Annotated in this window: 21 protein-coding genes and 1 riboswitch; of the genes, 9 read left to right on the top strand and 12 right to left on the bottom strand. The window is 72.5% G+C overall.

Going from position 1 to position 24,453, the window contains the following annotated elements; genetic code table 11:
• Window positions 1-51 precede the first annotated feature (51 nt).
• Complete coding sequence (locus LN042_RS08955) at window positions 52-702, top strand: class I SAM-dependent methyltransferase (protein WP_230050199.1); 651 nt, start codon at window positions 52-54, stop codon at window positions 700-702.
• A 94-nt stretch (window positions 703-796) separates the two neighbouring features.
• Here LN042_RS08955 and LN042_RS08950 read toward each other — a convergent pair whose 3' ends face one another.
• A complete protein-coding gene (locus tag LN042_RS08950; RefSeq protein WP_230050197.1) occupies window positions 797-1,123 on the bottom strand; it encodes a DUF397 domain-containing protein in 327 nt (108 codons plus the stop codon).
• Window positions 1,110-1,979 (bottom strand): helix-turn-helix domain-containing protein, encoded by an 870-nt coding sequence (locus LN042_RS08945; protein WP_230050195.1) that lies wholly within the window; start codon window positions 1,977-1,979, stop codon window positions 1,110-1,112. Before LN042_RS08945 ends, LN042_RS08950 begins: the two co-directional genes overlap by 14 nt.
• 225 nt (window positions 1,980-2,204) lie before the next feature.
• On the opposite strand from LN042_RS08945, the gene LN042_RS08940 reads away from it, so the two are divergent.
• Complete coding sequence (locus LN042_RS08940; RefSeq protein WP_230050193.1) at window positions 2,205-2,642, top strand: ATP-binding protein; 438 nt, start codon at window positions 2,205-2,207, stop codon at window positions 2,640-2,642.
• A gap of 245 nt (window positions 2,643-2,887) precedes the next feature.
• On the opposite strand, the gene LN042_RS08935 is transcribed toward LN042_RS08940, so the two are convergent.
• The 5 genes from LN042_RS08935 to cobN all read right to left on the bottom strand — a co-directional run bounded on the left by LN042_RS08935 (window position 2,888) and on the right by cobN (window position 9,629).
• Entirely contained in the window at window positions 2,888-4,027 is a 1,140-nt protein-coding gene (locus LN042_RS08935; RefSeq protein ID WP_230050191.1) for a methyltransferase domain-containing protein, read from the bottom strand.
• 161 nt (window positions 4,028-4,188) lie between these two features.
• The gene (locus LN042_RS08930) at window positions 4,189-5,019 is read right to left on the bottom strand and encodes a helix-turn-helix domain-containing protein (RefSeq protein WP_230050189.1); all 831 of its coding nucleotides are present in this window, start codon (window positions 5,017-5,019) and stop codon (window positions 4,189-4,191) included.
• Complete coding sequence (locus tag LN042_RS08925; RefSeq protein ID WP_230050187.1) at window positions 5,016-5,177, bottom strand: hypothetical protein; 162 nt, start codon at window positions 5,175-5,177, stop codon at window positions 5,016-5,018. Before LN042_RS08925 ends, LN042_RS08930 begins: the two co-directional genes overlap by 4 nt.
• The gene (locus LN042_RS08920; protein ID WP_230050185.1) at window positions 5,177-5,845 is read right to left on the bottom strand and encodes an RICIN domain-containing protein; all 669 of its coding nucleotides are present in this window, start codon (window positions 5,843-5,845) and stop codon (window positions 5,177-5,179) included. Before LN042_RS08920 ends, LN042_RS08925 begins: the two co-directional genes overlap by 1 nt.
• Window positions 5,846-6,014: 169 nt before the next feature.
• Window positions 6,015-9,629: a cobaltochelatase subunit CobN gene (gene cobN, locus LN042_RS08915; RefSeq protein ID WP_230050183.1), complete on the bottom strand. Its 3,615-nt coding sequence runs from the start codon at window positions 9,627-9,629 to the stop codon at window positions 6,015-6,017.
• A gap of 51 nt (window positions 9,630-9,680) precedes the next feature.
• Window positions 9,681-9,755, bottom strand: a riboswitch (cobalamin riboswitch).
• Window positions 9,756-10,148: 393 nt separating this feature from the next.
• Between cobN and LN042_RS08910 the strand changes: the two genes are divergently transcribed.
• Together LN042_RS08910 and LN042_RS08905 are read left to right on the top strand one after the other, a co-directional pair.
• A complete protein-coding gene (locus tag LN042_RS08910) occupies window positions 10,149-10,979 on the top strand; it encodes an alpha/beta fold hydrolase (protein WP_230050182.1) in 831 nt (276 codons plus the stop codon).
• Between the two features lie 83 nt (window positions 10,980-11,062).
• Window positions 11,063-11,539 (top strand): hypothetical protein, encoded by a 477-nt coding sequence (locus tag LN042_RS08905; protein ID WP_230050179.1) that lies wholly within the window; start codon window positions 11,063-11,065, stop codon window positions 11,537-11,539.
• A gap of 112 nt (window positions 11,540-11,651) precedes the next feature.
• Here the strand turns inward: LN042_RS08905 and LN042_RS08900 are convergent, their stop codons facing one another.
• The 3 genes from LN042_RS08900 to LN042_RS08890 form a co-directional block, all read right to left on the bottom strand.
• The gene (locus LN042_RS08900) at window positions 11,652-13,124 is read right to left on the bottom strand and encodes a purine-cytosine permease family protein (protein WP_230050177.1); all 1,473 of its coding nucleotides are present in this window, start codon (window positions 13,122-13,124) and stop codon (window positions 11,652-11,654) included.
• 128 nt (window positions 13,125-13,252) lie between these two features.
• Window positions 13,253-13,594: a hypothetical protein gene (locus tag LN042_RS08895; RefSeq protein WP_230050175.1), complete on the bottom strand. Its 342-nt coding sequence runs from the start codon at window positions 13,592-13,594 to the stop codon at window positions 13,253-13,255.
• Between the two features lie 134 nt (window positions 13,595-13,728).
• Window positions 13,729-15,435 carry a CHAP domain-containing protein gene (locus LN042_RS08890; protein WP_230050174.1) on the bottom strand — a complete coding sequence of 569 codons (1,707 nt, stop codon included), beginning with the start codon at window positions 15,433-15,435 and terminating at the stop codon, window positions 13,729-13,731.
• A 372-nt stretch (window positions 15,436-15,807) separates the two neighbouring features.
• Between LN042_RS08890 and LN042_RS08885 the strand changes: the two genes are divergently transcribed.
• From LN042_RS08885 to LN042_RS08870, 4 genes are all read left to right on the top strand, one after another.
• A complete protein-coding gene (locus LN042_RS08885) occupies window positions 15,808-17,079 on the top strand; it encodes a ferredoxin-like domain-containing protein (RefSeq protein WP_372495702.1) in 1,272 nt (423 codons plus the stop codon).
• A complete protein-coding gene (locus LN042_RS08880) occupies window positions 17,076-17,702 on the top strand; it encodes a precorrin-8X methylmutase (protein WP_230050171.1) in 627 nt (208 codons plus the stop codon). The genes LN042_RS08885 and LN042_RS08880 overlap by 4 nt, the downstream gene beginning before the upstream one ends.
• Window positions 17,699-19,204, top strand: a complete 1,506-nt coding sequence (locus LN042_RS08875; RefSeq protein ID WP_230050169.1) for a precorrin-2 C(20)-methyltransferase — start codon at window positions 17,699-17,701, stop codon at window positions 19,202-19,204. Before LN042_RS08880 ends, LN042_RS08875 begins: the two co-directional genes overlap by 4 nt.
• A gap of 458 nt (window positions 19,205-19,662) precedes the next feature.
• A complete protein-coding gene (locus LN042_RS08870; protein ID WP_230050167.1) occupies window positions 19,663-21,357 on the top strand; it encodes a helix-turn-helix domain-containing protein in 1,695 nt (564 codons plus the stop codon).
• A 77-nt stretch (window positions 21,358-21,434) separates the two neighbouring features.
• Here LN042_RS08870 and LN042_RS08865 read toward each other — a convergent pair whose 3' ends face one another.
• The gene (locus LN042_RS08865) at window positions 21,435-22,400 is read right to left on the bottom strand and encodes an SDR family oxidoreductase (RefSeq protein ID WP_230050165.1); all 966 of its coding nucleotides are present in this window, start codon (window positions 22,398-22,400) and stop codon (window positions 21,435-21,437) included.
• 47 nt (window positions 22,401-22,447) lie between these two features.
• The gene (locus LN042_RS08860) at window positions 22,448-23,185 is read right to left on the bottom strand and encodes a cobalt-precorrin-6A reductase (RefSeq protein ID WP_230050163.1); all 738 of its coding nucleotides are present in this window, start codon (window positions 23,183-23,185) and stop codon (window positions 22,448-22,450) included.
• A 44-nt stretch (window positions 23,186-23,229) separates the two neighbouring features.
• Here LN042_RS08860 and LN042_RS08855 point away from each other — a divergent pair, with 44 nt between their 5' ends.
• Window positions 23,230-24,387 (top strand): cobalt-precorrin-5B (C(1))-methyltransferase, encoded by a 1,158-nt coding sequence (locus tag LN042_RS08855; protein ID WP_230050161.1) that lies wholly within the window; start codon window positions 23,230-23,232, stop codon window positions 24,385-24,387.
• The last annotated feature ends 66 nt before the right edge of the window (window positions 24,388-24,453 follow it).

Raw genomic sequence — 24,453 nt, 5'->3', positions numbered from 1 at the left:
GAACCACCGGTTGGAACCACCAGTGTCAGTGGTGACTGCCACGATCGGCGGATGACCACCTTGCGGAGCAACATCGCGGACTACTGGGACGCCGCCGCCCCTTCGTTCGACCAGGAGCCCGACCACGGCCTGCGTGCCGCCGCCACCAGGGCCGCTTGGGCCGCGCGGCTGGCCGACTGGCTGCCCGCCGCCCCCGGCGAAGTGCTGGACGCGGGCTGCGGCACCGGCTCGCTGGCACAGCTCGCCGCCGAGGCCGGTCACCGGGTGACCGGGGTGGACTGCGCGCCCGCCATGGCCGCGCGGGCCCGCGCCAAGTTCGCCGCCGCCGGGCTCGACGGTACCTTCCTGATCGGCGACGCCGCCGAACCGCCCACCGGCGACCGGAAGTTCGACGCGGTGCTGGCCCGCCACCTGCTCTGGACCCTGCCCGACCCGGCCGCCGCACTGCGCGGCTGGACCGAACGGCTGCGCCCCGGCGGCCGGTTGGTGCTGATCGAGGGCCGCTGGCGGCAGCCCGCCGAGCCGGTGCCCTACGTGCCGGGCGCGGCCGCGCTGCCCTGGGGCGGTGGCGTCGGAGCGGAGCGACTGGCCGAGTCGGTGACCGAGCTGGGCCTGCCGGTGCGCGTGGTGGAGCTGTCGGGCGAAGACGCGTTGTGGGGAAGGGCCGTGGATGACGAGCGGTACGCACTAATCGCGGGGTAGCGGGGTGGCAGCGGCTCGGGCTTGCGGGCGTGATCACTGGCGAAGCCCTCTGGATGCGGTGTCCAGAGGGCTTCGCGGGTTCTCGGCCCGGGACTCAGGCGCTGGCGAGGTCCTTGAGCTTGGCGAGGGCGGTGGCCACGTCGCCGGTCTTCACGGCGTCCAGGACTGCCAGGCGCTCCTCCTCGTCGAGGTAGAAGCGCTCGTCATTGCCGAGCAGGACGGACAGGAGGACGGCGGTGCGCTCACGCTTGTCGAACGCGAGCGGGGCGAGGTCTGGGCGTTTGGTGTCGCGGACCATGATGTCGCCGTTGGGGAACTCGATGAGGTCGACGCACTGGGCGCCATTGGCCGAAGCCTTCGGCGTTCCCCAGCCCTGAATGCTGGTCAACTCATCGTTGGCATAGGGGTCATGCCGCTCCATCAGTGACCTCTTTCAGTCGGCCTTTGATTGCTGTGACGGTATCATCCGGGCTCAGCGCCAACTCCTTGATCCTGTTGAGGATGCGCTGGAAGGCCCGCGCGTGCAAGTCGGGCTCGCGCACATAGAGGGCGCCGAAGCCTTCGGAGAAGAAGTGCTGGGGAGAGTCCTCACCCGGGAACGTCAAGCGATCCGGCCCGTGCTTCACTTTGCCCGGCCTGCCGGCGGCTCGCGGGATCATCTGGAGCGTGATGTGCCCCAAGCTGGCAACCGTCAGAAGGTGCTCCAGCTGATCCACCATGATTTCCGGTACCGCTGAGCTGGCAAGTGCTTCCTCTTCGAAGAAGCTGTGCACGTGCAGCGGATCGGGCCCCTGGAGCCGCCGTTGGCGTTCCTCGCGGAAGTCGAGCCAGGACTCGATCTCGTCAGGGCCCGGTACCTGGATCGAGTTCTCGATGATCTCCCGGGCGTAGGCCCGCCGCTGGAACAGAAGCCCGAAGGTGTCCCCAGTGAGCTCCTCCAAGAGACAGGCTTCGGCCTCAAGGGCTACGCGGCGTTGCAGCTCAGGAGGCACGAGTGAACCGTACTTCGACCACCATGCGAGCACTCGGTCGTCGGCGATGAGGCCCAGAAGGCGCTCCCGCAGATCGCCGTCGACCTCGTAGAAGTCCAGCAGTTTGACGAGCGACCTGTGGCCGATCTTCTGCTGGCCCTTCTCGACCCGGCTCAGGTAACCGGGGTCCATCCGGGCCGCCTTGCCGACGTCTCTCGCAGCCCTCGTGCCCCGAATCGCCCTCAGCTCGGCTCCCAGGGTTTCGAGGTTGATCGCTGAGATGGTCTTGCGCGCCGGACCTGGCATCGGGCTCTCCCTTCTGGTGCAGCGTCAGTGTGCTGCCGAGTCGTCGGCAGGTGCAACGTGCCGGGCGTAGGTCAGGACACGATGTCAATCTTTTGAAGCGATTGACTTGAAGTTCGGCGCGCTCGAGTCCACACTCGGGGCATCACGTACAGCAACGGTGTTGTTACGTTGAGTTCCGAAAATGTGTGCGGCTAGGCGTGGCCTCGCCGTGCGACTGGAGGGGTCATGCGCAGTGTCGACCTGCCGCAGTGTGAGACTCGAACGTTCGCGGCCACCGCCGCGAATGTGGCGGCAGCCCGAGCCTTCGCCATAGCGGCCGCCCAGGAGCGGGGCTGGGTTGACACCCTGACGGTGGAACTCCTCGTCAGCGAGTTGACGACCAACGCTGTCAAGGCCGCCACGGAGTTGACCGTCACCGTCGGGGGCTGCTGGCATGACGCGGACGGCAACCGTTACCTGGAACTCCGCGTGGCGGACAACTGCCCTTCCGTGCCGCCGAGTAGAGCGGAGATGCCAGACCCGGCGGGGCTGGTGGAGAGCGGGCGCGGCCTGCCTCTCGTGGGGCTGCTCGCGCATGAGTCCCGCTGGGAGCCGGACGGCGGCGGCAAGGCGTGCGTGGTCACCCTGTGCGAGGGAGTCAGCTCCCCGCCGCCCGTGGCGTAGCCGCCCCCAGGTCCACGAAGTCACGGCACCAGAACCTCGTTTCGTCCACAGCGTGGGCGCAGAGGCGTGCGCCGTCGGTTGGCGCACGGGCAGTAGACGGGGGCGCTGACGATGCAGCCGGCGCCCCCCGCGAGGTCGCTCAGCACCAGGTGCGGGGGAGAGAGCGGCCGGGAGAACCAGCGCGGGAGCGCCGCCCGCCAACGGGCCGGCGCTCCCGCCGTACGGCGCACGGGCAGCTCCTGGGGTCAGCCCCGGAGCGGGACCGGGTTGCCCGGGCCGTCCAGCCACACCGTCTGGTGGTCCGGGGTCACGGTGAGGCCGAACCGTTCGAAGCCGGGACGTCCGTGGCCGTCCCACCAACGCCAGGCCGCTTCCACATCGTCCCAGAGGTTCCGGGGGCCGGACTGGTACACCTCGTAGGCGGTTCGGCCGGGTTCCCAGTCGGCCGTGGCCCACGACGTGATGTCCGTGTCGTGCAGCCACAGCGTGTACGTGCCGTCGCCGTACCGCTCGGTCAGCGGGAATGCCTCGGGCACCTGCACACCGACGGCGAACATGGCCGGCCAGCTGCCAACGTCCTCCGGAGACAGCGCAGTCGACGACTTCACCGCATCTGCGGGCCAGGGGCCGGACAGGTACTCCAGGCTGCTTGGCCGGGCACTCCGCTGCTGGCGGAGCCGCATGAAGGCGGACGACCCGACAAACCGGCCGCTCGCCGTCCCGTTGTCGTCGACCACCAGGCGGACCACCGCTTCCCCGCCGTACTCGGGGGCCCAGGGGGTGACGATGACGGCGCCCGGGCGGGACTGCGCCACCCAGGCGTAGGGCACTCGGCGGACCGAGCAGGTGGCGATCACGCGATCGAACGGCGCGCCGCCGGCGAAACCATCGGATCCGTCGCCGACCACGGACGTGGGAGAGTACCCGGCCCGCGTGAGGCGACGTCGCGCGCCGGCGGCGCTCTGCTCGTCCACCTCCACCGTGACCACGTTCTCCGAGCCGAGGCGGTGGGCCAGCAGGGCGGCGTTCCACCCGGTGCCGCTGCCGACCTCCAGCACTCGGTGGCCGTCGTCGACATCCAGGGCCGCCAGCATGGAAAACACCATGGTCGGCTGGGAGTTGGACGATGTGGGCATGGTGCCTCGGACGTCCCCGGTGTGTTCGCCGTCGTCCCACTGCGTGGTGAGCGGGACGTCCGAGTAGACGGCGTGCCACCACCCGGCCGGGTCGCTGCGGCGGTTGACGGCCTCGCCCTGGCACACTCCGTCCGCGTGGCCGGGCCAGATGGTGTCCGGCACGAACAGGTGGCGCGGGACGGCATGGTAGGCCGCCAGCCAGTCCGAGGTGAGTGACCCGTTCGCGATCAGCGCCTGTATGGCAGCCATATGAGCCGCACTGACGGGCCGTCGGGGGCGCCGGTCGTGCTGTCGCTGCTCGGCAACGCGCTCGCCATCGCTGCCGCTTCTCGCTGTGGGCATGGCCAGCTCCCCTGACGCTTGTGCTTTCCCTGTCGAGAGCTCAAGGTAGGGCTTGAGTGAGTTTCTTCCTAGGTGATTTCCTGTTCGCGCAAGAACTCGTCTCTGATCGCCGCCACCGCATGCCGCATATTGCCATCGGACAGTGCCGAGGTCCAGAAGCCGTCGAACTTCTGGACGTAGAGGCCAACGTCTCGCGGATCCGTGATCGTGATCTCGGCGTGGACTGTCTCCACAGTGACGACGCGATCATCGCGGATGGTGAAGGAATGTCCGGGCGCGTCCTGTTGCGGTACGGCGAGTGGGACTACGCGAATGTCTACGTTCGGCAAACGAGATGCGGAGATGAGTCTGTCCAACTGGCCGGCCAGCATGGCAGCCGGTAGCAAACGCCATCTGAGCACGGACTCGGTGATGATGAACCGCAGAGTCTTGCTCGTGTCATAGATGACTCCCTGCCTTTCAAGCCTTCCGGAAACCGCCTTGAGTAGCTGATCCTCAGTGAGGTTCTTCCTGGCAAATACCGCGCGAGCGTACTCGGGCGTTTGGAGGAGCCCAGGAACCAGGGAGGGCTGAAATAGCCGCAGCAGCGCCATGGTCTCATCAAGGGCCTTGATCTGCTGCTGCTTGCGGTGGTATCCGAGGCGTCGATACATGCGCCACGCGGTGGTCTCGGTGGCCTCTACGCGTGCGGCGGCCATGTACTCGGCCTTGACGGCCTCGGACACGCCGATCGCCGTAAGGATCCGCTCCACATCGATAACAGTGGGGGCGACACGGCCGGTCTCGATCTTGCTTAGCTTGCTGGTGGACATGACGGCGCCGCGGGCGACGGTTTTGGCTTCCTTTCCGGATGCCTGCCGAAGCGCCCGCAGCGCCGTGCCCAGCTCTGACCTTTTCACTCGCCGTATCTTGCCCACCAGGCTGCAAAAGGCTCGGCATGGGCCATGGCGATGTCGCGGTACGACTGAAACTGCGGGAGCTTGTCTGCCCCCAGGAAGTCGCTGCCGCGGTACTTTCCGGCGTCATCGTAGGTCATGGCGGCGATGACGTGAGTCATCAGTGGAACGTCCAGCTCTGGTTGGGCCAGCCGTTGCAGGCCCAGAGCTGGACCTTGGCGCCGTTGTTGCCGATCGTGTTGGTGTCGCCGTCCAGGCACTCGCCCCTGTCGGAGTTCCGCAGCGTGGAGCCGTTCCAGAGCCAGGTCTGGTTGGTCCAGCCGTTGCAGGCCCAGAGCTGGACCTTGGCGCCGTTGTTGGGGATGGTGTTGGTGTCGCCGTCCAGGCACTGCATGGCCTCGCCGTTCTGCAGCGTGTAGGACCCGGAGGGGAGGCCCGCGACCGGCGTCCAGTACCAGCTCTGGTTGTCCCAGCCGTTGCAGGCCCAGAGCTGGACCTTGGCGCCGTTGTTGGGGATCGTGTTGCGGTCGCCGTCCAGACACTGGCCGCCGTCGTTGTTGGTGAACGCCTTGGTGCGGTAGGTGATCCTCGTCGAGTCCACTCCGGCCGGGACGGCGCTCGCATGCGATCCGACGCCCGGGATCTGGTCGGGCGAGGAGACGTCGATGACGATCCGGCCGGCGGCCGGATCGGACGACGGCCGCGCGGCGGGCTGCGCCGGACTACGGGAGGCGCCCAGGTCACCGGCCTGGGCCGGCTGGGTGACGGCGCCCAGGGTCAGGGCGCTGGCCGCGACGAGAAGGGCGAGGAAGGGCCGGTTCATGCGCATGGGAGGTCCTAAGGTCGACCCGGAGCGGAGCGGAAATCGATCCGCATACGGTGTTATACGGGCCGGTCAGGATGCGAATCAAGGGAGTCGGAAATAGCGTGACGATATGAAAACGGCTGGGGTGGCAATGCCGAAGCATCGCCACCCCAGGTCGAGTTGACGAGCCGGGTCAGCTCGGATCGTCACCCTCCAGGTCGCCCTCCGACTCCAGGAAGGCGGCCTGGAGCTGGGCCAGCAGGGCGGGGTCGGGCTCGGCCCACAGGCCGCGCTCGGCGGCCTCCAGCAGCCGCTCGCTGATGCCGTGCAGGGCCCAGGGGTTGGCGGTGGTGAGGAACTCGCGGTTCACCGGATCCAGCACGTACTCCTGGGTCAGCCGCTCGTACATCCAGTCCGCCACCACGCCGGTGGTCGCGTCGTAGCCGAACAGGTAGTCCACGGTGGCGGCCATCTCGAAGGCGCCCTTGTAGCCGTGCCGCCGCATCGCCTCCAGCCAGCGCGGATTGACCACCCGGGCCCGGAACACCCGGGCCGCCTCCTCGGTCAGGGTGCGGGTGCGCACCGTCTCCGGGCGGGTCGAGTCGCCGATGTAGGCCGCAGGCGCCGAGCCGGTCAGCGCCCGGACGGTCGCCACCATGCCACCGTGGTACTGGAAGTAGTCGTCCGAGTCGGCGATGTCGTGCTCGCGGGTGTCGGTGTTCTTGGCCGCCACCGTGATCCGCCGGTAGGCGGTCTCCATCTCCTCCCGGGCCGGCCGGCCGTTCAGTCCGCGGCCGTAGGCGTAGCCGCCCCAGACCGTGTAGACCTCGGCCAGGTCGGCGTCGGTGCGCCAGTCCCGGCTGTCGATCAGTTGCAGCAGACCGGCGCCGTAGGTGCCCGGGCGGGAGCCGAACACCCGGACCGTGGCCCGCCGTTCGTCACCGTGCTCGGCCAGGTCCGCCTGCACGTGGGCGCGCACGAAGTTGTCCGCCCCGGCCTCCTGCTGGCCGGCGGCCAGCAGCACCGCGTCGTCCAGCAGCGCCACCACGTGTGGGAAGGCGTCCCGGAAGAAGCCGGAGATGCGCAGCGTCACGTCGATCCGGGGGCGGCCCAACTCGGCCAGTGGGATGGCCTCCAGGCCGGTCACCCGGCGCGAGGCGTCGTCCCAGACCGGCCGGACGCCGAGCAGTGCGAAGGCCTCGGCGATGTCGTCACCCGCGGTGCGCATCGCGCTGGTGCCCCAGAGCGACAGGCCCACCGAGGGCGGGAACGCGCCGTCGTTGTCGGCCTGGTAGCGCTCGACCAGCGAGGCGGCCAGCGCCTGACCGGTCTCCCAGGCGAGCCGGCTGGGCACCGCCTTCGGGTCCACCGAGTAGAAGTTGCGGCCGGTGGGCAGCACGTTGACCAGCCCGCGCAGCGGCGAACCGGACGGCCCGGCCGGCACGAAGCCGCCGCCCAGGGCGTGGATCACGGCGTCCAACTCGTCGGTGGTGGAGGCGAGTCGGGGCACCACCTGGCGGGCGGCGAAGTCCAGCACCCGGGCGACCTCGGCCGGCAGGCCCTCGGCGACCCGCTCGACGGCCTCCGGCGCCCAGTCGGCCGCCTCCATCGCCTCGACCAGCTCGCGGGCCCTGGCCTCGGCCGCGTCGGTGGCGCCGAGCCTCAGTGACGCCTCGTCCAGGCCCAGCGCCTCCCGCAGACCCGGCAAGGCGCTGACGCCGCCCCAGATCTGACGTGCCCTCAGGATCGACAGCACCAGGTTGACGCGCTCCTCACCGGTCGGCGCCTGACCCAGCACGTGCAGGCCGTCGCGGATCTGCGCGTCCTTCACCTCGCAGAGCCAGCCGTCGACGTGCAGCAGGAAGTCGTCGAAGCCGTCGTCCTCCGGGCGCTCGTCCAGACCCAGGTCGTGGTCCAGCTTGGCGGCCTGGATCAGGGTCCAGATCTGCGCCCGGATCGCGGGGAGCTTGGCCGGGTCCATCGCGGCGATGTTGGAGTGCTCGTCCAGCAGTTGCTCGAGCCGGGCGATGTCGCCGTAGGAGTCGGCGCGGGCCATCGGCGGCACCAGGTGGTCGACCAGGGTGGCGTGCGCGCGGCGCTTGGCCTGGGTGCCCTCGCCCGGGTCGTTCACCAGGAACGGGTAGATCAGCGGCACGTCGCCGAGCGCCGCGTCCGGGCCGCACTCGGCGGACAGTGCGGCCGTCTTGCCAGGCAGCCACTCCAGGTTGCCGTGCTTGCCCAGGTGCACGATCGCATCGGCACCGAAGCCGCCGTCGGACCGCGCGGCGGCGATCCAGCGGTAGGCGGCCAGGTAGTGGTGGCTGGGCGGCAGGTCCGGATCGTGGTAGATGGCCACCGGGTTGGCGCCGAAACCGCGCGGCGGCTGCACCAGCACCAGCAGGTTGCCGGCCCGCATGGCGGCCAACACGATGTCGCCGTCCGGGTTGTGGGTGCGGTCCAGGTAGAGCTCGCCGGGCGCCGGGCCCCAGTGCTCCTCGACCTGCTCGCGCAGCGCCGCGGGCAGCGTGGCGTACCAGCGGCGGTAGTCGGCGGCCGGGATGCGCACCGGGTTGCGGGCCAACTGGTCCTCGGTCAGCCAGTCCTGGTCGTAACCGCCGGCGTCGATCAGGGCCTTGATGAGGGCGTCGCCCTCGTGCTCGCCCTCGGACGGCTCCATGCCCGGGAACCCGTCCCCCAGGTCCCAGCCCTCCGCCTTGAGGCGGTTGAGCAGCCGGGCGGCGCTCGCCGGGGTGTCCAGGCCGACCGCGTTGCCGACCCGGGCGTGCTTGGTCGGGTAGGCGGACAGGATCAGCGCCAACCGACGCTCGGCGGGCGGGACATGGCGCAGCCGGGCGTTCCGGACCGCGATCCCGGCGACCCGGGCGGCGCGCTCCGGGTCGGCCACGTAGACGGTCAGCCCGTCCTCGTCCAGCTCCTTGAAGGAGAACGGCACGGTGATCAGTCGGCCGTCGAACTCGGGCACCGCGACCTGGGTGGCGGTGTCCAGCGGGGACAGCCCGTCGTCGCTGCCCTCCCACTGCTCGCGCGACCAGGTGAGGCAGAGCGCCTGCAGGATCGGGCGGTCCAGGGCGGCCAGCGCGCCGGCGTCCCAGGCCTCCTCGTCGCCGCCGGCCTGCGCCTCGGCCGGCCGGGTGCCGCCGGCCGCCAGCACGGTCGTCACGATCGCGTCGGCGCGGCCGAGTTCGGCCAGCAGCTCGTGCGGCGCACCGCGCAGCGAGGCGCAGAAGTACGGACGGGCCTGACCGCCCGCCTCCTCGATCGCCGTGCACAGCGCCTCGACGAAGGCCGTGTTGCCGCTCATGTGGTGCGCGCGGTAGTAGAGGACGGCCACCGTGGGGCCCTCGATGCCCTTCGCGGTCCGCTCCAGCGGACCCCAGTCCGGGGCGGAGGCGGGCGGGGCGAAGCCGTGGCCGGTGAGCAGCACGGTGTCGGAGAGGAACGCGCCCAGCTCGGCCAGGTTGGCCGCGCCGCCGTGCGCCAGGTAGGCGTGCGCCTCGGCGGCCAGGCCGGCCGGCACCGTGGAGAGTTCCATCAGCTGGGCGTCCGGCGCCTGTTCACCACTGAGCACGATCACCGGGCGCGGGCCGGCCAGCAGCGCGTCCAGCCCCTCCTGCCAGGCGCGGCGGCCACCGAGCAGCCGGACCACCACCAGATCGGTGCCCTCCAGCAGCTCCGGCAGGTCCTCGGGGCGGAGTCGGGCCGGGTTGCCGAGCCGGTAGCCGACCGGGCCGTTGGCGGCCCGGGCAGAGAGCAGGTCGGTGTCGGAGGTCGACAGGAGCAGGATCATGCGGCGGCCTTCCTCGGGGTCCGCGCCCCGGGTGGGAGGGGAGGACGACGGGAGTTCCTGACTTCCGCGGCCGGTCGGGCCGCGGTCACAGTGGCGGGACCGCACCGGTTTCGCACCGGTTTCCTCCCCTTGCGCCGTCCATGGCGTGGCCGGACCTGGCGGCCCGTCCGGGCGTCATCCTAGTGGGCCGGCTGCGGCACTCGGCCAGGGTGCCGGGAAGGCGGTCCGCCGGCTGGACCGACGGTACGCCCACCCGCTCCCGGCAGTTCGGGGAGGTGCTTCGGACGGGGCTTCACAGCAGCGGAGTCGGAGGTGCGGGCGGTGGCCGCTTCACCGATCGAGCGGCCGGCGGACGGTCCGTGAGGGCGGCGGGGGCGGCTGAGGCCCTGCCGGGCAGAGCGAGTGCCGGCGAGGACGGCGTGATCTACGCTGCTGTCCGACCGGGCGAACCAGGGGCGTGGAGCGCCCTGTTCGCTCGCTTCTCACCTCTCACCGCAGTCTTCGCGCAAAGGATGCCGAGTGGAACCCGACACGGTGGAACTCAACACGCTTGTCCTCGACGGCCGTCGGATCGCCTACCGGCAAAGTGCGGGCCGGGGGCGGGCGGTGGTGCTGGTGCACGGCAACTCCTCGTCCTCCCGGGCCTGGCAGGCGCTGCTGGACGGGCCGTTCGGGCAGCGCTACCGCTGCCTGGCGCTCGACCTGCCGGGGCACGGCGGTTCGGCTCCGGCCGCTTCGGGCGACGGCTACTCGCTGCCCGGCCATGCCGAGGTGCTCGTCCGGTTCGTCGCGGCCGTGGACGCCCAGGACGCCCTGGTGGTCGGTCACAGCCTCGGCGGGCACATCGTGCTGGAGGCGGCCCCGGCGCTGACCGGCTGCGCCGGCTTCGCCGTGTTCGGCACGCCGCCGATGGCCGATCTGACGGCGATGCCCGTCGCCTTCCTGCCCAATCCCCTGGTGAACATGGGCTTCACCGCCGAGGTGACCCCGGAGGAGGCCCGCGCCTACGCGGCCGGCCAGCTGGCGCCCGGTTCCGCGCTGCCGGTGGAGCCGATCGCCCGGGAGATCCTCGCCACCGACGGCGCCGCCCGGGCCGGGCTGGCGGCGAGCCTGGCGGCGGGCGCGTTCGCCGACGAGGTGGCCGTAGCCGCCGGCCTCGACCGCCCGCTGGCCGTCCTGCACGGCCGGGAGGAGCAGCTGGTCAGCCTCGCCTACCTGGAGTCGCTGGAGCTGCCGCGGCTGTGGCGCGGCGCCGTCCAGGTGGTCGAAGGAGCCGGCCACTCCCTGCAGTTGGAGGCGCCCGAGGCGCTGGCGCAGCTGCTCACCGAGTTCGCTGAGGAGCTGGCATAGACGCCGCGGCGCTGTCCGAATGGTGGTGGCCGCTGCGGCCGGACGACGAGCGGCCGCAGTGGACGCTGGAGCCGTTCGTGAGCGTGGGGCCGCTGCGCTTCGGCATGAGCCCCGACGAGGTCGCGAAGGCGCTGAGCGTCGTCGCGGCGGAAACCGGGCGGGACGGTGGCCTCCGTCGGGATCCCGGCAGCACCGGTGCGATCGAGGTGCGAGTCTGCGACGACCTCGGGCTGCTCCTCTGTTTCGCGGGCGAGCGGCTGCGGGGCATCGTCGTCGACGCCCTGTGCGGCCCGCAGGTCCACGGCGAAGGCAGGGCTCTCGTCGGCCAGGTGCCCTCCGTGCTGGAACGGTGGCTGTTCGACCGGGCGCAGGCGCGTGAGCCCGACCCCGACCTCACCTATCTGACGGCGGGCGTGCCCTGCTCGGAGACCCTGGGCGTGATCGTCAACGTGCAGCGGGCGGGCGATCACCTGCTCACCCGGCCGGTGTTCATCCCCGCCGAGGGACTGGAAGGCATGTACTACTTCCTGCCCGAGCGGGTCTGGGCGATCCCCCACTGAACGTCCCGACCTGTGCGGGAACGCACGGCACCCCTTGGCCGATCGGGACGCGATCGACCAAGGGGTGCCGGGGAGCCGTGCCGGTGCGGAACGGGCGGGAAGGGGCCGGGCCTTACGCGGCGACCTTCTCGCGCTCGGCGGCGCTCGGGGTCGGCTCGGCGGTGGCCGGGGCGTTCTCGCGCGGGGTCGGGAGGACGGCCATGATCACGGCGGAGACCACGATGGTGGCCATCCAGCCGAGGCCGTACTTGCCGATCGGGGTGCTGGAGAGCGGGCCGGAGAACCAGTCGCAGCTGGTGAAGCTGAGACCGGCGAGCAGCGCGACGCCCCAGGCCGTCATCGCCTGCCAGCAGAAGCCGCCGACGTACCAGTAGCGGCTGGTGGGGCCGGTGTCCATCAGGGCCTCGGCGTCGTAGCGCACCGCGCGGGAGCGGCGGCGGTACATGTCGACGGCGTAGACACCGATCCAGGCGGAGAAGGAGACCGCGAGCAGGATCAGGAAGGTGATGAAGGAGCCGAGGAAGCTGCTGGCCACCAGCATCAGCAGCCCGCCGGCGACCAGCGAGATCACCGCGTTGATGCTCACGGCCATGGCGCGCGGCAGCTTCACACCCATGGTCTGGGCGGTGAAACCGGCCGAGTACATCGACAGGCTGTTGATCAGCAGCATGCCCACGATGGCGGTGAGCAGGTACGGCACCGCCAGCCAGGTCGGCAGCAGGTCACCGAGGAAGGAGACCGGGTCCTGGGCCTTGGCCAGCCCCGGGGTGGCGACCGCCATCACGGCGCCCATCAGCACCATCGGAACCATCACCAGGCCGGCGCCGGACACCGTCGCGCCCACGATCCGCTTGCCGGAGGCCCGGTGCGGCAGGTAGCGGGTGAAGTCGGGGCCGGTGGGCACCCAGCTGATGCCGCCGGCCGCGATCGTGCCGACACCGGCGACCATCATCGCGGTCGTCCCGGCGGGCTTGGCGAAGACGTCGCCCCAGTGGATGGTGGCCACCAGGTAGGCCAGCACCAGCACGCTGAACAGGCCGAACAGGTAGGTCGACCACTTGTTGCAGATGTTCAGCACCTTGCGGCCCATGCCGCTGACCAGGAAGGTGCAGGCGACGAAGAGCAGCAGGGTGACCACGATGAGTGCGTCGTTGCTCTTGATGCCGAAGAGCAGGTTGAGCACGGTCAGCACGGCGTAGGCGCCGGTGACCGCGTTGATCGTCTCCCAGCCGAACCGGGCGATCCAGAGGATGGCACCGGGGAACAGGTTGCCGCGCACCCCGAAGGTCGCCCGGGAGAGCGTGGCACCGGGCGCGCCGCCCCACTTGCCGGAGACCGAGAGCACTCCGACCAGGCCGAACGAGACGACCGCGGCGCACGCGGCGACGACCAGGACCTGCCAGAAGTTCAGCGAGTTGAAGACCACCAGGGCCGCACCCATGGTGAGCAGCAACACGCTGATGTTGGCCGCGACCCAGGTCGGGAAGAGCTCCCGGACCCGGCCGTGGCGCTCGTGGTCCGGAACGGGCTCGATGCCGCGGGTCTCGATGGCGCCGCTGGAGTCGGCGGTGGACAGATTGTCCATAGGTGGTTCTCCGTGCGAGGGAAACGGGGAATAGGCCAAAACGGACGTTCTAGGAACTCTACGCGTGTTGCGTAGTAGTGGTCATCGTACGTTCATCCAACCTCGTGGCAAATCGCCGACTTGTGAGGTCAGACCCGTGCTGGCGAAGAATCCGAAGTGCGGCCCGGCAACAGGTCGTGCCGACCTTGCGGTCGCTGCGGTGCCGCAGCTGCGAACGGCTGGAGTCCGTTTTGGACAGGCTGGCCGAAATGGCGCTGGTCCGCCGGGCGGCGGATGTGCGCCTGCGGGGCTGCGAGCGGTACAAGAGGTACAAACCGGACAAACACTTCACCCAGCATGACAGACGATTCGGCGCGGGGCCAGAAACCCGGGCTCGCAGCGGCTGCGGACGGGCGGGTGTCGGTGGCGGCGTCGGTGGTGGTGTCGCCGGCGGTGGCGGTGGCGGTGGCGGTGGCGGTGGCGGTGTCCATGGCGGTGCCCGGTGTTCGGAGGTGGTGTGGCCGCGGAGCGGTGAACGCGCCGGGTCCCCGGAGCGCGGGGCTCCGGGGACCCGGGTGGGGTGCGGGGGATCCGGCTGGGGTGCCGGCGGCGGGTCGGTGGCCGGTCAGCCGCAGTGCGACCAGCCACTGGTCCAGGAGGCGCCGCCGTACGCGCCGCCCCACTCCACGCAGGTGGCCGGGGCGTACTCGCGCACCGGGCCGGCGTAATAGGTGAAGCTGCCCGGGTTGGCGGCCGAGGCGCCGCCCTGGACGGCGAGGGTGGCGTTCATCGTGACGGCGCCGCCGGGATCGGCGGCCAGCGTGGTGACGCAGTTGGTGCCGGTCGAGGCGTCGTAGAGGAGGTAGACGGCGGCGTCGCCCAGGCTGTGGGTGTCGATCACCGAGTAGCCGCTGCCGCAGACCTGCCCGGCCGTGTACGGGTTGCCGGTGGCGGGGGAGGGGGTGGGGGAGCCGGTGCCGCAGTGGCCCCAGCTGCTGGTCCAGGAGCTTCCGGCGTACGAACCGCCCCACTGCACGCAGGAGTTGGGGGCGTATTCGGTCACCGGGCCGGCGTAGTAGGTGAAGTTGCCCGGGTTGGCGGCCGAGGCGCCGCCCTGGACGGCGAGGGTGGCGTTCATCGCGACGGCGCCGCCGGGGTCGGCGGCCAGCGTGGTGACGCAGTTCTGGCCGGTGGAGCCGTTGTACAGCAGGTAGACGGTGGCGCCGCCCAGGCCGTGCGAGTCGATCACGCCGTAGCCGCTGCCGCAGACCTGGGTCGGGGTGTAGACGTTGCTGCCGACCGGTCCGGGGGCGCCGGAGCCGGTGCCGCAGTGGCCCCAGCCGCTGGTCCAGGAGCTTCCGGCGTACGAACCGCCCCACTGCACGCAGGAGTTGGGGGCGTACTCGGTGACCGGGCCGGCGTAGTAGGTGTAGCTGCCCGAGTCGCTGGTGGAGGGCCCGCCCTGGACCGCCAGGGTGGAGCTCATCGAGGCCGCGCCGGTCGGGTCGTCCGCCAGCGTGGTCACGCAGTTGCGGCCGGTGGAGGAGTCGTAGAGCAGGAAGACGACGGCGTTGCCGAGGCTGTGCGAGTCGATCACGCCGTAGCCGCTGCCGCAGACCTGGCTCGGGCTGTACGGGTTGCCGCCCGGGACCGGTGGCGGGTTGTTGCCGGTGCCGCTGGCGACGGGGGTGGTGTAGCCGACGATGTAGTAGCCGTCGCCGGGGTCCACGCTGCCGGGCTCGTCGCCGACCGCCTTCTGGGAGGCGGATATGGTGATGGACGCCACGTGGGAGCTGACCGCGAAGCCGGCCATCGAGCCGGTGCCGGTGGTGCCGTCCCAGTCGCCGTTGGCGGTGGTGATCGAGCCGTCGGGGTTCACCGCGGTCACCAGTCCGACGTGGTGGATCGAGGAGTCGTAGACGCTGCCGTACTCGACGGCGTCACCCGGCTTCGGGTCGTACGCGGTCGAGGTGTGCTGGGTGCCGTTGTTGAACCCGTAGGTCTGGAAGCTCGCGGCGGCGGCGTCCAGGCCGCCCGTGTAGAAGCCGGAGTTCTCCCAGACCCACATGGCGAAGTCGGCGCACCAGTACTCGGGGCCGCCCGAGTAGCCGCCGGAGCAGCTGTGCTCGAACTGGGAACCGCCGAGGCTGTTGTGGGTCGGGTCGTTGGCGCACGTACCGGCGGTCTTGCCGATGTTGGCGGCGGCGAGGGAGGCCGCGTCGCCACCGGCCGCCGCGGCCGCGGCGGGGGCTCGGCAGAAGGCGAGCAGGCCGGCCACCAGCACGGCGGCGGCCAACGCGGCTAAGTGGCGGACGAGTTGCTTGAGGTTCACCGGTTCTCCTCGGTGGTCCTGGTCTGCGGGTTGTGATCGAGGTCGGGCTCGGCGACCGCGTCGATCGGGCGGCTGCGTCGATCGGGTGGCTGCCTCGACCGGGCAGCTGTGTCGATCGGGCGGCTGCGTCGATCGGGCGGTGCGGAGCCGTGCGGCGCGGAGCCGTGGGCGGGACGTGGCGCTGGGCTTGCGACATGGCTTCGGGGCAGCGCGAGGAGTGCGAGCAACGCGTGGAACTGGGGGCGCTCGGGGTGCGATTGGAGCGCGCGCCGGTGGGATTATCGGCGCAGGGGATATGAGAAATCGATAGGGCGGCGTGTGGAGATATGGATCACGCTGGGAGGAGGGCATACGTCTGGTCGGATGATCGGTATGCTCGCGGCCATGTCACCCTCACTCGCCGCCCCGGAGCCTGCCCGCGAAAGCGCAGGTCGGGGCCGTGACGACGGCTGCCCCGGGGCACTGCGGCTGCACGCGGCGGATGACGGGGCGTTGGCGCGGGTCCGGATCCCGGGCGGACTGCTGACGGCCGAGCAGGCGCGCGCCCTGGCGGCGGCGGCCGACGACCTGGGTGACGGGGCGTTGGAGGCCACCTCGCGCGGAAACGTCCAGCTGCGCGGGCTGGCGGCGGACGCGGGTGCGGAACTCGCGGCCCGGCTGACCGAGGCGGCGCTGCTGCCGTCGCTGAGTCACGACCGGGTGCGCAACATCGTCGCCACCCCGCTGGCGGGCCTCGACGGCGGCATCGACCTGCGGCCGTGGATCCGCGAACTGGACGCGCTGCTCTGCGCCTCCGAGACCGCCCGCGCGCTCTCCGGCCGGTTCCTGTTCGCCCTGGACGACGGCCGCGGTGACGTCGCCGCGTTGGACGCCGACCTGACCCTGATCGCCCGCCCCGACGGCAGCGCCCTGCTGCGCCTCGGCCGCGCCGACTGGTGCGCCGGGACGACGGACGGCCCTCGGGCCGCGCTGCGGGCAGCCGAGGCGTTCCTGGAGCTGGCCGACGGCGCCTGGCGGGTGCGCGAGGCCGACCCGGACGGCACCCGGCTCGCGACCAGGCTCGGCCTGACGCGCCGCCCGCTGCCGGAGCTGACCGGCCGTCGACCCGTGGTGGGGGCCCAGGCCGGCGCACTCGGCGCGGGCCTGCGGTTCGGCCGGGCCACCGCCGAGCAGTGGCGGGCGCTGGCCGACGCGGCGACGACGGCCGGGAGCGAGCTGCGGGTCACCCCCTGGCGCACCGTCGTCCTGCCCGGCGCCGACCCGGCGGTGCTGCCCCGACTCGCCGCACTCGGCCTGCGCACCGACCCCCGCTCGCCCTGGGAGGGCGCCACCGCCTGCACCGGCGCGCCGGGCTGCGCCAAGTCGCTCGCCGATGTGCGCGCCGACGCGACCGGGGCCCTCGATGGCGGCGCCGCCGCCGGCGGAGAGCTGCTGCCCGCTGGCGGCACCACTGCGGGCGGGGAGCTGCTGCCCGTCCACTGGTCCGGCTGTCCGCGCCGCTGCGGCCACCCGACCGGTGCCTGGGTGGACGTGCTGGCCACCGGACCGAGCGGCTATCTGATCTCCCAACCGACCGGCAGCACAACAGAAGTGACGACCCAACAGATGGCAGCGGCAGTCGCCGCGGCCCGGAGGACCCCGTGATCGAGTACGAGAAGGACGGTGCGGCGATCTACCGCGAGTCCTTTGCCACCATCCGCGCCGAGGCCGACCTCGCCGCCCTCCCGGCCGACGTGGCACAGGTCGCGGTGCGCATGATCCATGCCTGCGGGATGACCGACCTGGTCAAGGACCTGCTCTGGACCCCCAACGTGGTGGCCGACGCACGCGCCGCACTGCGCGCCGGTGCGCCGATCCTCTGCGACGTCTCGATGGTGGCCAGCGGCGTGACCCGAAAGCGGCTGCCCGCCGACAACGAGGTGATCTGCACCCTCTCCGACCCGTCCGTGCCGGCGCTCGCGGCCGAGCTGGGCACCACCCGCAGCGCGGCCGCCATGGAGCTGTGGCGCGACAAGCTGGCGGGCTCGGTGGTGGCCGTCGGCAACGCCCCCACCTCGCTGTTCCGCCTGCTGGAGATGATCGAGGCCGGCGCGCCCCGCCCGGCGGCGGTGATCGGTGTGCCGGTCGGCTTCGTCGGCGCCGCCGAGTCCAAGCAGGCGCTCGCCGAGCACCCGTCCGGCCTGGAGCACATCGTGGTGACCGGCCGCCGCGGCGGCAGCGCGATCGCCGCAGCCGCCCTCAACGCGATTGCGAGTGAGGTCGAGTGACGGATAGTCAGGAAGTCACCGGTCGGCTGTACGGGGTCGGGCTCGGCCCCGGTGACCCCGACCTGCTCACCCTGCGCGCCGCCCAGGTGATCGCGAAGGCCGATGTCATCGCCTACCACAGCGCCCGGCACGGCCGTTCGATCGCCCGCTCGATCGCCGCCCCCCACCTGAGCGGCGACCAGATCGAGGAGAAGCTGGTCTACCCGATCACCGTGGAGACCACCGACCACCCGGGCGGCTACCGGGGCGCGTTGGAGGAGTTCTACGAGGAGGCCGCCGCCCGGCTGGCCGCCCACCTGGACGCCGGCCGCACCGTCGCCGTGCTGGCGGAGGGCGACCCGCTCTTCTACGGTTCCTACCAGCACATGCACAAGCGCCTGGCGCACCGCTACCCGACCGAGGTGATCCCCGGGGTGACCTCGATCAGCGCGGCCGCCGCCCGGCTGGGCGAGCCGCTGGTGGAGGCGGAGGAGGTGCTGACGGTGATACCGGGCACGCTGCCCGAGGAGGAGCTGACGGCCCGACTGGCCGCCACCGACTCGGCCGTGGTGATGAAGCTCGGCCGCACCTTCCCGACCGTGCGCCGGGCCCTGGAGCGCGCGGGACGGCTGGACGAGGCCCGGTACGTCGAGCGGGCCACCATGCCCGGCGAGCGCACCGGCAAGCTGGCGGAGATCGACCCGGACGGCGTGCCGTACTTCTCGGTCGCCGTACTGCCCAGCCGGATCAACCACCCCAAGCCGGCTCCCGAGCGGGGCGAGGTCGTGGTGGTCGGCACGGGTCCGGCCGGGCCGCTCTGGCTGACCGCGGAGGCGCGCGGGGTGCTGGCCGCCGCCACCGACCTGGTCGGCTACACCACCTACCTGGACCGGGTGCCGGTCCGTCCCGGACAGCTGCGGCACGGCTCGGACAACAAGGTGGAGTCCGAGCGCGCGGAGTTCGCCCTCGACCTGGCCCGGCGCGGCCGGCGGGTCGCGGTGGTCTCCTCCGGTGACCCGGGCGTCTTCGCGATGGCCACGGCCGTGCTGGAAGTGGCCTGCCAGGAGCCGTACCGCGAGGTGCCGGTGCGGATCGTGCCGGGCATGACCGCCGCGCACGCCGCCGCCTCCCGGGCCGGTGCGCCGCTGGGCCACGACTACGCCGTGGTCTCGCTCTCCGACCGGCTCAAGCCGTGGTCCGTGGTGGCCGAGCGGCTGCGGGCCGCGGCCGCCGCCGACCTGGTGCTGGCGCTCTACAACCCCGGTTCCAAGAGCCGCACCGCCCAGGTGGGCCTGGCCCGCGACGTGCTGCTGGAGCACCGCGCCCCGGACACCCCGGTGGTGATGGCCCGGGACGTCGGCGGGCCGACCGAGCGGGTGCGCACGGTGAAGCTGGCCGAGCTCGACCCGGCCGAGGTGGACATGCGGACCATCCTGCTGATCGGCTCCTCGCAGACCCAGGCGGTGCGGCGCGGCGGTGGCACCGAGGTGGTGTGGACGCCGCGGCGCTACCCGGAGCGGTAGTCCGAGCGGAAGGGTCGAGCAAGCGCCTGCTCCGGCCGAGCCCTTGAGTGAGCGCTTGCTCAGCCCGGGCATGTCGTGTCGAGAGCCCGGCCGAGTGGGGGCCGGTCGGGCTCATGACGGCTGAGCTCCGCGCGTGGTGACGAACCATGCGTGGGATGCCCGGCTGCCCTCCCCTGTATGGCAGCCGGGTCCGTCCCTGCCTCGAGAGTACGCGCGGTGATTACCGCTGGGTACCTCATCCGTGCACCCCGGCGACCGGCCGGACCCTCACCGCTGCACACTCCGTCCCTGCCCGCCCCACCGCAGCACACCTCACCCGCCACCCGCCCACCGCAGCGCACCTCACCCGCCGCCCGCCCCACCGCAGCACAGCCACCGCACGCAGCACACCCACTGCACGACCGCACCCGCGCAGCACCGCAGCCCTTGTACGCACCGCGCAGTCAGGAGGACCGCAGATGTCCGTGGGGCCGAGGTCCATGGCCGACGAACCGCTGCCGGGGAGCGCCCGCGACGGCGACCGGTCGGACGGCGCCCGTCACGGCGACCGGTTGGACGCCCTGCTCGACCAGCTGCGGCTGCAGTCCGACCGCCCCGACGGTCCCGCCCGGCTGGTCGGCTGGCTGGCCCGGCAGCTGGCCGCCGACGTCACCCTCACCGTGCGCGCCCCCGGCACGGCCTGCCCCGCTCCCCCCACCGCAGCGGCGCCCGCACCCGAGGCCTCGGCACCCGCCGGCGCCGCCGAGCGCCTGGCACCGGCCGCCGTGGCGGTGGGCCGCCTGCTCAACGGCGAGCCGCCACCCCCCGCGACACCGGCGACCACCGACCGCGCCCCCGTCCAGGCCGGCCCGCTCCCCGACCCGCTCCCCGGCCCGCTCCCCGACCCCACCGTGCGCCTGTTCCCGATCGGCGTCCGGCGCCCCCACGCGGTGCTGGCGCTGCGCCGGCCGGAGCCGCTCACCGCGCTGGAGGTCCGGCTGGTCACCCACACCGAAACGGTGCTGGGCCGCCTGCTCGCCGCCCGTGAGTCCGCCGCCGAGCGGGCCGCCCTGCACCAGGTGTCCGCCTCCCTCCGGGTCGCGGCGTTCCAGCTGCTGATGGGCGGCCAGATCACCCTGGCCCGGCGCACCGCGGCGGCCCTGGTGCCCGGCGTCCTGGTGCACGAACGGGCCAGGGTCTACCTGGTCGACTGCACCACCACCGATCGCAACGTCACCGCCCGGGTGCTCGCCGGCAGCCTCGCCGGCCGGGCGCTCCTGGTCCGCTGCCCGGCCCACGACACCCACCTGATCGTGCTCGCCCCGCTGCCGCAGGACGCGCCGCTGGACGAGCAGGGCTGGTGCCCCACCGGGCTGGCCCTGCGCGACGTGGTCGAGCGGCGCCCCGACCACCACCTGGGCGGCAGCACCACGGTGGACCTCGCCCGCACCGCCGACGCCTACCGCGAGGCGTTCAACGCCCTCACCGTGGCCCGCAACCTCCCGCACCGGCACGCCCTCTACCAAGCCCAGACCCAACTCGCCCAGCTGCTCGGCGAGTCGGCCACGGCCTGGGCGGAACGGCTACTCGCTCCGGTGCTGGAACTGCCCCGGGACCAGCGCGACGAGGTGATCGAGACCACCCGCCTGGCGCTCGCCTTCAGCCATGCGCAGACCGGCCGGATGCTGGACGTGCACCGCAACACGGTGGCCCGCCGGATCGAACGCGGCGTCGGCATGCTCGGCCTGGACTGGGGCTCGTTCCAGGAGCGGGCGGTGCTGGACCTGGCGCTGCAACTGCTCGGCGAGGCCCCGGGGCGGGGGAGCACGGGCCATCGGGTCAGGCTGTCCGCGATCCTGTCCTGCGAGGCCGCCAAGGCCTGGGCGCAGGCGTTCCTGGCCCCGCTGGCGGAGGACCGCCGCCCGCTGCTGCGCACCCTGGCCGGCTGGGTGACGGCGGGAGCCAACGCCCGCGACACCCAGGCGGCGCTGGGGCTGCACCAGCAGACCGTGCTGGACCACCTGCGCACCGCCGAGCGGCTGCTGCAACGGGAGTTGACGGCAGGTCGCGGCGGCGCGTACGAGCTGGCCTGGGCGCTCTGGGTCAGCGGAGCGGCTGCCCTGCCGGGGGCACCGCGCCGGGGAAGCTGTGCCGGGGGCGCCGCGCCGGGGTAGCCACGCCGGGGAAGCTGTGCCGGGGTCGGCGCGCCGGGGCAGCCGCGCCGGTAGCGGCGGTGGCGACCGGCAGGGGCTCAGGCCGGGAACCCCACCCCGGTGAGCTGCTCGGAGGCCTGCCAGAGCCGGGCCGCCGTCGCCAGGTCGGTGGCCCGTCGCGGCAGCCGCACGGTGGTCGGCGCCCCGCCGAGCTCGAACGGCCCGCCGGGCCCGTAGTACCCGCCGCCGACCACCCGCGCGCCGGTCGCCGCGAGCAGGCTGGGCAGCGCGCCCTGCTCCGCGCTCTGCGATCCCAGCGTGATCCGCATCAACAGACCCAGGCCCCTGTTCGACCGAGGACCGAGCCGGGGGCCCGAATTGACCAGGTTGGTCCGGGAGAAGCCCGGGTGCGCGGCGGCGCTCAGGATGCCCCAGCGCTGCCGGTCGCTCAGCCGCTGCAGTTCCTGGGCGAACAGCAGGTTGGCCAGCTTGGAGGCGCTGTAGGCGGGCCAAGGGCGGTAGGCCCGCTCGGCGTTCAGGTTGTCCAGGGCCAGCCGGCCCTGCCGGGCGGTCAGGCTGCTCACCGTGACCACGCGGGGCGCGCCGGCCGCCCGCAGCAGCGGCAGCAGGCGGCCGGTGAGCGCGAAGTGGCCCAGGTGGTTGGTGCCGAACTGCAGCTCGAAGCCGTCCTTGGTGGTGTGCCGGGTCGGCACGGCCATCACTCCGGCGTTGTTGATCAGCAGGTCGACCGGCCGGCCGCGCTCCAGCAGTACGTCGGCGAACGAGGCGACCGACTCCAGGTTGGCCAGGTCCACGGTGGCCACCGAAACCGGCCCGGTGGTCGGCTCATTGGCCCGGATGCGGTCCGCCGCGGCCTCACCCTGGGCGTCGTTGCGCACCGCCAGCACCACTTCGGCGCCGGCCAGCGCCAGCATCCGGGCGGTGTGGTAGCCGATGCCGCTGTTCGCACCCGTGACGACGGCCAGTCGGCCGCTCTGGTCCGGGATCGCGATGCTCCGCCGCCGTGGTCCGGCGCTTCGCTGGGGCGTGGTCCGACGGGCCATCGCAGGCTCCCTCCAGGGCCGAGTGCTGGTTCGAGCAGGACGCTACCTCACCAAAGACCCAACTCGCCCAGAGCTTCCGACACATCAGTCACCACTTGGACACCGGCGGGCGGCTCGGGACGGCGCACCAGCAGCACCGGCAGCCCCAACTCACGGGCCACCGCCAACTTGGGAGCCGTCGCCGCGCCGCCGCTGTCCTTGGTCACCAGCAGGTCGATCCGGTGCTCCCGGAACACCGCCCGCTCGCCGTCCAGGGTGAAGGGACCGCGCTCCAGCAGCACCGTCAGCTCGGCCGGGAGCGGCGGCTCGGGCGGCTCCACCGAGCGGGCCACCAGGTGCACGCCGCTGACCTGCGCGAACTCCGACATCCCGAGCCGCCCGGTGGTCAGCAGCGCCCGCCGCCCCAGGCTCGGCAGCAGTGCGGCAGCCGCCGCCAGTGAGTCCACCGGATGCCACCGGTCACCCTCGACCGGGACCCAGCTGGGGCGGCGCAGTGCCAGCAGGGGAGTATGGGTCGCGGCGGCGGCCTCGGCCGCGTTCCGGCTGATCACCTGGGCGAAGGGATGCGTGGCGTCGATGAGGGTGTGCACCTGCTGCTCGCGCAGCCAGGCGGCGAGGCCGGCGGCACCGCCGAAGCCGCCCACCCGCACCTCGCCGGCCGGCAGCCGCGGTTCGGCCACCCGACCGGCCAGCGAACTGGTCACGCGCACCGACGGCTCGGCCGCCAGGGCCGCGGCCAGCTGCCGCCCCTCGGTGGTGCCGCCGAGGATCAGGATGTGCTTCACGGGTGTCTCCTCATCGGCGAGCCTGGATGAACGAAGGGTTTGGCGTGGCTGAGAGTACGGGCAACGGGGTTACCGGCGCGGTCACGGGGGAGGGTGGACGCAGCGGCCAGTTGCGCAGCAGCGGACTGCGCCCCGGCTGGACCACCGGCGCCTGCGCCACCGCTGCCACCACCGCCGCCTACACCGCCCTGCTCACCGGCGCGTTCCCCGACCCGGTGCGGATCACCCTGCCCAAGGGCCAGCAGCCCGCGTTCGCCTTGGCCGGCGAGCGGTTGGCGGACGGCAGCGCGATGGCCGCCGTGGTCAAGGACGCCGGCGACGACCCGGACGTCACCCACGGCGCCGTGGTGCGCTCCACCGTGCGGCCCGGCGCGCCCGGCAGCGGCGTGGTGTTCCGTGGCGGTGACGGTGTCGGCACCGTCACCAAGCCCGGCCTGCCGCTGGCGGTCGGCGAGCCGGCGATCAACCCGGTGCCGCGCGAAATGATGCGCAGCGCGGTTGCCGCGGTGGCCGCCGCGCACGGCGGCAGCGGCGACGTGGAGATCGAGATCGCCATCGACAACGGCGCCGAACTGGCCCGCTCCACCTGGAACCCGCGCCTGGGCATCCTCGGCGGGCTCTCGGTGCTGGGCACCACCGGCGTGGTGGTGCCCTACTCCTGCTCGGCCTGGATCGAGTCGATCCGGCGCGGCGTGGACGTGGCCAGGGCCGCCGGGCGCACCCATGTGGCCGGCTGCACCGGCTCCACCTCGGAGAAGGTCGCGATCGCCGAGTACGGGCTGCCCGAGGACGCCCTGCTCGACATGGGCGACTTCGCCGGCGCCGTGCTCAAGTACCTGCGGCGCCACCCGGTGCCGCGGCTGACCATCGCGGGGGGCTTCGCCAAGCTCTCCAAGCTCGCCGCCGGCCACCTCGACCTGCACTCCTCCCGCTCCCAGGTGGACAAGGGCTACCTCGCCGAACTGGCCCGCACCGGCGGCGCCGACGCCGAGCTGGTGGCCGCCGTGGCCGGCGCCAACACCGGACTGCAGGCGGTGCAGTCGTGCCGGGCGGCCGGCGTGCCGCTGGGCGACCTGGTCGCCGAGGCGGCCCGGACCACCGCGCTGGAGGTGCTGCGCGAGGCGCCGGTCGCGGTCGACGTCATCTGCATCGACCGGGCCGGCACCGTCGTCGGCCGCTGTGCACCGGCCGCGAACCGCTGACCGCGAACCGCTGACCGCGAACCGCACGGCCTGGGCGGCTGAGCACCGATCCGGCGGCCGCGCACG

This window comes from Kitasatospora humi (assembly GCF_020907985.1).
GTDB lineage: Bacteria > Actinomycetota > Actinomycetes > Streptomycetales > Streptomycetaceae > Kitasatospora > Kitasatospora humi.
This window is presented reverse-complemented; position numbering and strand designations above follow the sequence as displayed.